Genomic DNA, 6,650 nt, shown 5'->3' on the forward strand with positions numbered 1-6,650 from the left:
TCCGCGTCGGTGCCGAGGCGGTAGAGACCGGGCTCAGTCGGCGGGACGGAGATTTTCCCGCAGGTGGTCGAACCAGGCGGGGTGCGTGAAGTCCCCCGTGCCCAGGACCGCGATGCCCTTGCGTCGGGCCCACCAGGCGAGGTTCGGCAGGGTGAGATCGCGGCTGCAGGCCCGCGAATACTTGGAGTGGATGTGCAGATCCGCGACGTATGTGTCCGCGGCGACCGAGGACCCTGCGCTAACCGAGGGCACGCTGCATCCTGTCACGAGCTCCCGGCGCGCCACGAGCCGCCACGCGCGAAGTGACATAACCGATCCACGATTGAATCCTGCGGAGATGTGCCCCGTGGCTCAGCGGAACGTCCAAGATTCACTGCTAAGGAGTACGCAACTCGATGACGGTGACCTGTGGCGGCGCGCCAACGCGGACCGGTGGCCCCCAGAATCCGGCCCCGTTGGTGACGTAGACCGGAACGCCGTCGACCTCGCCGAACCCGCTCACCACCGGCTGCTGCAGCGGGACAAGAAGGTTGAACGGCACCATCTGCCCTCCGTGCGTGTGCCCGGAGACCTGGAGATCCACTCCGAACGGTGCGGCATCGCGGGCGACGACAGGCTGATGGGCCATGAGCACAACCGGCCGGCCGACATCCCGGTCGCCGAGCGCACGCCGCAGGTCGGGCCCGTCACCGAACTCGACACCGCCGATGTCGTTGACGCCGGCCAGGTCGAGCCCGCCGATCTCCAGCCGCTCGTTGCGCAGCGGCCGCACCCCCAGCCGCGCCACCTCGGCAACCCACTCCTGGTAGCCGGAGTAATACTCGTGGTTGCCGGTGACGAAGTAGGCACCCCGGCGAGACTCGATGTCAGCGAGCGGCGCGGCGAACCTGCCAAGCTCGGCAACCGTGCCGTCGACCAGGTCTCCGACGATGCAGACGATGTCGGCGTTGACCGAATTGATGAGGTTGACGATCCGGCCGGCGTGCTGAGCGCCGGTCAGCGGGCCGAGGTGAATATCGGAGACGACGGCCAGCCTGGTCCCGTCCATCGCCCGCGGAAGCTTGGCCATGGGGAGCTGGACCCGGTCGAGTTGCGGGGGGCCGAGGGCACTCTTGACGCCGTAACCGGTGGTGCCGACAGCGGTGAGACCGGCGAAGATCGCCGCGCCCCGGGCCAGAAGGAGGCGCCGATCGATCCCCCGCGGCGAACCGGGATCTTCGCGGTCGGCCACCGTGCTCGTGGCTGAGGTAGGCCCCTCAGCGCCCGAAGTCGTGCCCAGCCTCGTGCCAGCGGCGGAGGCGATCCCGGGCCTGGCTCCGGCGGTGGTGGTGCGCGTCTGCTCTGTTCCGGCGGTGGCGGCGAGCGGCCCGTCCGCCTCCTCTTCGCCCTGCTTTTCGCCCAGCTCTTTGCCGGGCTTGGGAGCTTTCGATCGGGCCGTGCTCTTGCTCGTGGCGCGGATCCAGAGGCTGATCGCCAGGCGCGGAATCTCCAGAACCACCAGCGTGACGAACAGGTAGAACATCAGGGCGAGCCAGAGATAGCCCGGCCAGGCGAGCCATTCGAGGTATCCGGAGCGCACGCCGATCAGGGTGGTCGGCACCAGCACGGCCAGCAGCACCGCCACGAGGGCGCCGGCCCTGCGCAGTCCGCCGGGACGAAACGGGTCCCGAACCAGTCGCTTCCACAGGTAGAAGTGGATCAGGCCGATGACGACGAAGATCAGCCCAAAGAACGCGATCAAGCTCAACCCCCCGCGAACGGCGGCAGGACATCCACCGTCGCGCCGACGGGCAGCGCCGCCTGCCGATCATGGCAGGCGAGCCCGTCCACCAGGAAGCTGGCCGCCTTCAGCACCAGCGCGAGCCGCTCGCCATGCCGTTCGGCCAGGATGACGGTGAGGTCGTCGAGGGAGCCGGCCGCGATGATCTCCGACGACCGCCCGGCGGCCGCCCGTGCCCCGGCGAAGTATCGAACCTCAAGCACGACGGCTCACCTTCCGCTGTGATCTCCGCAGGGGCATGTCAGCCTCCGATCGCCGACATCGGGCGGGCCGGCTGCAGGAACGACGGGTCGTCGATGCCGTGGCCTGCTCGCTTGCCCCACATCGCGGTCTGCCAGGCCTTGGCGATGTCCGCGTCCGAGCGGCCCGAGCGCAGCAACCCCCGCAGATCGGACTCTTCGGTGGCGAAGAGGCAGTTGCGGACCTGGCCGTCCGCGGTGAGCCGGGTGCGGTCGCAGTCACCGCAGAACGGCCTGGTCACGCTGCCGATCACACCCACCCGGGCCGGGTGGCCGGCCGCGTCGACGTGGCCCGGCACGAGCCAGGTCTCCGCCGGCGCTGTTCCACGTGAAACCGAATCGGGTAGCAGCCCGTAGGGCTCCAGGGACGCCAGGATCGCCTCGGCGGTGACCATCTCGTGCCTGTCCCACTGATGCTGGGCATCCAGCGGCATCTGCTCGATGAACCTGAGTTGATAGCCGTGATCGAGCGCGAAACGCAGCAGCTCGGGCGCCTCGTCGTCGTTGACCCCGCGCATGAGCACGGTATTGATCTTCACCGGGGTGAGTCCGGCCCGGGCCGCGCCGGCCAGGCCTTTCAGCACGTCGGCGTGCCTGTCGCGGTGGGTCAGTTTGAGGAACCGTGCCGGTGACAGCGTGTCCAGAGAGACGTTGACGCGGTCCAGCCCGGCGTCACGCAGCGGACCGGCCAGCCGATCGAGCCCGATGCCGTTGGTGGTGATGGAGAGCTTCGGCCGCGGCTGGAGAGCCGCGGCCGCGGCGATGATGCCGATCAGCCCGCGCCGGATCAGCGGCTCGCCGCCGGTGAAGCGCACCCCGGTCACCCCGAGCTGCTCGACGGCGATCCGGATCAGCCGGCCGACCTCGTCATCGGTGAGCTGCTGCTCGCGTGGCATCCACGCGAGGCCCTCCTCGGGCATGCAGTAGGTGCAGCGCAGGTTGCAGCGGTCGGTCAACGACACCCTCAAGTCGGTCGCGACCCGCCCGAATCGGTCGGCGAGCACACTCATGCCATCACCTCCGCTGGCGCTCCGGTGATGGCATTCGCCAGACACAGAGTCGATGGTTTGCTCGCAAGCTCGCTCATGGCGACCCCTCGCCCCGCTCGTCGCCCACGCCCACGGAAGCTCGGTGCCCCTCGAATCGCCCGGCACACTCGCTCATTGATCGAACCTAGCGCTTGGATATGACATTTGGCGCCGCGCGGTTTCGTGGTGCGACACACCACACGTGCCCGCGGCGTTCATTTGCCCAGCGCAGCGTCGGTCGCCGACCGCACGGCGCTCCGATAGGCCCCGCCGAAGGCGGCGGTGTGTATCAGCAAAAGGTGCAATTGGTGCACCGGCACGCGTTCGCGCCATCCGTCCGCGAGCGGCCACTCCTCCGCGTACGCACTCATGATCGTCTCCAGATGCGGCGCCCCGCCGAAGAGCCTGAGCTGCGCCAGGTCGGTCTCCCGGTGCCCACCGTGTGCGGCGGGGTCGACCAGCCACGCCCGGCCGTCGGCGCCCCACACGACGTTCCCCGGCCACAGGTCGCCGTGAATCCGGGCCGGCGGCTCGCCCCCGCCGTATCCCTCGATCTTGTGGATGACCTGCTCCACGGCCGCGACGTCCGCCGCCGAGAGCGCACCGCTGTCGGCCGAGATCTTCAAGTACGGCCGCAGCCGGCGTTCCGCGAACCACGACGCCCACGGGCCGGCGGACGGCGTGTTGTCCTGGGGCAGCGGCCCGATGAAACCGGGCCATTCGGCGCCGAAGGTGTCCGCGCCCTTGCGGTGCAGCCCGGCCAACTCCCGGCCGAAGCGCTCGGCGGCCGCGGGTGAGGCTTGGCCCGCATCGATCCATTCGAGCGCGAGCAGCTCCGGAAGCGCCACTATCACCTCTGGGATCGGCACACTCCGCGCTTGGCGAAGCCATTGCAATCCGGCCGCCTCGGTGGCGAAGAAGTGCTCGGGCGCGCTTCCGGAGGGCCACGCCTTGGTGAACAACGACGTGCCATCGTCCAAGGTCAAGCGGGATGCGGTGCACACGTCACCGCCCCCGACGGGGGTCTCCCGGATCCGCTGATGCGTGAGAAATGTCGGGAGATGCTGGGGGTGCGCGCGCAGGTACGCCAGATCCACCGTCTTATCTTCCACTTCGGGTTACGGCGTGCCCGAATCGGAGTCAAAATGTCGGCATGACACCTGTCGCGGTGCGTTCGTACCGGCCGAGCGACCACGGCGCTGGTCGCCGCCTGTGGTCGGAGCTGACCAATCAGCACAACCAGATGTACGGCGATGCCCCCGACGACGCCGGCGCCGGATTCGAGGAATATCTCACCCGGCTGGACCTCAGCGGACTCTGGGTCGCCGACCATGCCGACGACGGGGTGATCGGCCTGGTCGGGCTGATCATGCGTGGCCGCGCCGGAGAGGTGGAGCCGGTGGTCGTCACCGGCTCGCACCGGCACAAGGGGGTCGGCCGCACGCTGCTGCGGCATGTCGCGGCGGAGGCCAAGAAGCGCAACATGGTGTCGCTGACGATCTCGCCGTCGTCGCGCAACGTCGACGCCATCCGCAGCCTGCACGCGGCCGGCTATGACGTGGTGTCGTCGATCGAGTTGACCATGGACCTGGACCGGCATGCCCATGAGTGGCAGCAGGACGGGCTCGAGTTGCATGAGTTGCAGTTTCGTTCCTGACGGGAGTCCGTGGGGGAGGCCTGTGGACAACGTAGTTATCCACAGGCGTGCGGTTTGGCAGCCGGCCGCGGCCCGGATTCGGCCAGGCTGCCGGCATGACAACGCTGAAGGTCTGTTCACCGGCTGAGCTCATCTCCGCCGTGCCGTTCCTGATCGGCTTCCACCCGGTGGACAGCCTCACCGTGGTGGCGATGCACGGCCCGCGGATCACCTTCGCCGTGCGCATAGACCTGCCCGAAGACGGCACTCCCGACGCGGAGGCCGAGGCGGCTGTGCTGCATCTCGCGGCGGTCGTCCTGCATCAGCAGGTCGAGGCGGTCACGATCGTCGGGTACGGCGAAGAGTCCCGCGTGACACCGGCGGTGTCCCGCATCTCGGCCGCATTCCGCAAAGCGGCCCTGGCGATCGTCGACGAGTTGCGCGTAGAAAACGGCCGGTTCTGGTCGTATCTGTGCACCGACCTGTCGTGTTGCCCGGCCGAGGGCCAGCCGTGCCAGCCGTCAAACAGCGTGGTGGCGGCGGAAGCGACCTTCGCGGGCGCGGTGGCGCTGCCAAACCGTGAAGCCCTGGAAGCGCAACTGGCACCGGTGACCGGTGACGACCGCGAGGCGATGACCACGGCGACGGCCCGGGCGATGCTGCGCCTGGCAGCCCTGGCCAGCGAGCGCCCACCCCCGCCCGCACCCGACCCTGCCCTCGCCCCCGACCCCGCACTCGACGCACCCGACCCCGCACCCGCACCGGACCCCGCACCGGACCCCGCACCCGGCGGTGGGCCGGGGCAGCCCGGTGTCGACCGGGCCGCTCCTGCCGTGTCGGCCGAGGATGTTCGGAGCTCGACGGCGCCCGGTGTCAGCCCTGGGTCGCGCTATTCCGGATCGGTGGAAGCGCACCTGGGCGGTGTGATCGGGGCAAGGCTCGGCATCGTCGTCCCGCCCGTTCCCGATGCGCCGGCGCCCGTTGCCGGGAGTGCGGGTCCGCTGTCGGACGAGGACTACTTTCTCGCCCTGGTCCGAAGGGCTGGTCGGTTGGCCGTTCGGGAGGCCGAGCGCTGCTACAGCACGGGCGGGCGGCTCACCGATGAGGCTGCCGCGTGGCTGGGTGTGCTGCTTCTGCACATGCCGATCCGCGACTATGCCTGGACCCGGACGAAAACCCAGGAGTGGGAGCTTGCGCTCTGGTCGGATCTGACCCGCCGGGTCGATCCTCGTTACCTTCCGGCGCCGGCCGCCCTGCTTGCCTTCGTGGCCTGGCGGTCAGGACAGGGCCCGCTGGCGAGCATCGCAGTGGAACGGATATTGGACCAGAAGCCTGACTACTCACTGGCTGTGCTGCTGCAGCGCGCCCTCATCATCGGGCTGCCGCCGTCAGTGCTCGACGGCTGGCCTGCGGTGGAAGGCATGGCGCCGGTCGACGACCGGCCAGACTCGGAAGAGGAAGCGGAGCCCGGCGAGGTCGTCAGGCCGGTGCGAGGGCGCGGCTCCGAGGCGTATGCGAATGGCGACGGTCCCGACCGATCCGAGAGCCAGCAGCCCGAGCAAGAGAAGGCCCAGCCGGTCGGGCACCAGAGGGCTCAATCGGCGGAGCGGGAGACCTCGCGATCGGCAGGGCAGGGGACGACGCGGCCGGTCGGGCACCAGAATGCGCAGCTGGCGGGGACGGAGCGGACGCGCCCGGTGGCGCAGGGCGGCCAGCTCCCGGCGCGGACCCGGTCTGGTGTCCCGCCAGCCGGACCACGGGACAAAGCCGGCGGGAGACAAGACGCCGACGGGAGACCAGACAGGCGAGCGAAGCGACAGCGGAAGCCCGGTCGACCTGCCCAACGCCGCATCTGACCGCGCGACCACCCGGCCGGGTGCGGACGCCTGCCGGGCACGGGCACAGGGGTGTGGGCGGGCGGACGGCGTGCGGCGGGCGGAGTGCGGCCGGAGTGCGGGCGGGCGAAA

At 69.9% G+C, this 6,650-nt stretch carries 6 protein-coding genes and 1 pseudogene; 2 read left to right on the top strand and 5 right to left on the bottom strand.

What is annotated here, in order from left to right; translation table 11 throughout:
* The 5 genes and pseudogenes from DMB66_RS56405 to DMB66_RS56425 all read right to left on the bottom strand — a co-directional run.
* Positions 1 to 309: pseudogene (locus DMB66_RS56405) on the bottom strand (hypothetical protein); the annotation flags it as partial.
* Between the two features lie 67 nt (positions 310 to 376).
* Complete coding sequence (locus tag DMB66_RS56410; protein ID WP_199753231.1) at positions 377 to 1,738, bottom strand: metallophosphoesterase; 1,362 nt, start codon at positions 1,736 to 1,738, stop codon at positions 377 to 379.
* A 5-nt stretch (positions 1,739 to 1,743) separates the two neighbouring features.
* Complete coding sequence (locus DMB66_RS56415; protein WP_125812235.1) at positions 1,744 to 1,983, bottom strand: MoaD/ThiS family protein; 240 nt, start codon at positions 1,981 to 1,983, stop codon at positions 1,744 to 1,746.
* A 38-nt stretch (positions 1,984 to 2,021) separates the two neighbouring features.
* A complete protein-coding gene (gene moaA, locus DMB66_RS56420) occupies positions 2,022 to 3,029 on the bottom strand; it encodes a GTP 3',8-cyclase MoaA (RefSeq protein ID WP_125812236.1) in 1,008 nt (335 codons plus the stop codon).
* A gap of 233 nt (positions 3,030 to 3,262) precedes the next feature.
* Positions 3,263 to 4,144, bottom strand: a complete 882-nt coding sequence (locus tag DMB66_RS56425; RefSeq protein WP_125812237.1) for a fructosamine kinase family protein — start codon at positions 4,142 to 4,144, stop codon at positions 3,263 to 3,265.
* A 56-nt stretch (positions 4,145 to 4,200) separates the two neighbouring features.
* Between DMB66_RS56425 and DMB66_RS56430 the strand changes: the two genes are divergently transcribed.
* Complete coding sequence (locus DMB66_RS56430) at positions 4,201 to 4,704, top strand: GNAT family N-acetyltransferase (protein ID WP_125812238.1); 504 nt, start codon at positions 4,201 to 4,203, stop codon at positions 4,702 to 4,704.
* Between the two features lie 95 nt (positions 4,705 to 4,799).
* Entirely contained in the window at positions 4,800 to 6,539 is a 1,740-nt protein-coding gene (locus DMB66_RS56435; protein ID WP_125812239.1) for a DUF4192 domain-containing protein, read from the top strand.
* Positions 6,540 to 6,650: the final 111 nt, after the last annotated feature.

The sequence above is a fragment of the Actinoplanes sp. ATCC 53533 genome (genome assembly GCF_003947245.1).

What these genes read in the sequence shown, in the direction of transcription:
- moaA (WP_125812236.1), bottom strand. Translation starts at nt 3,029, where the DNA reads ATGAGTGTGCTCGCCGACCGATTCGGGCGGGTCGCGACCGACTTGAGG.
- DMB66_RS56430 (WP_125812238.1), top strand. Translation starts at nt 4,201, where the DNA reads ATGACACCTGTCGCGGTGCGTTCGTACCGGCCGAGCGACCACGGCGCT.
- DMB66_RS56435 (WP_125812239.1), top strand. Translation starts at nt 4,800, where the DNA reads ATGACAACGCTGAAGGTCTGTTCACCGGCTGAGCTCATCTCCGCCGTG.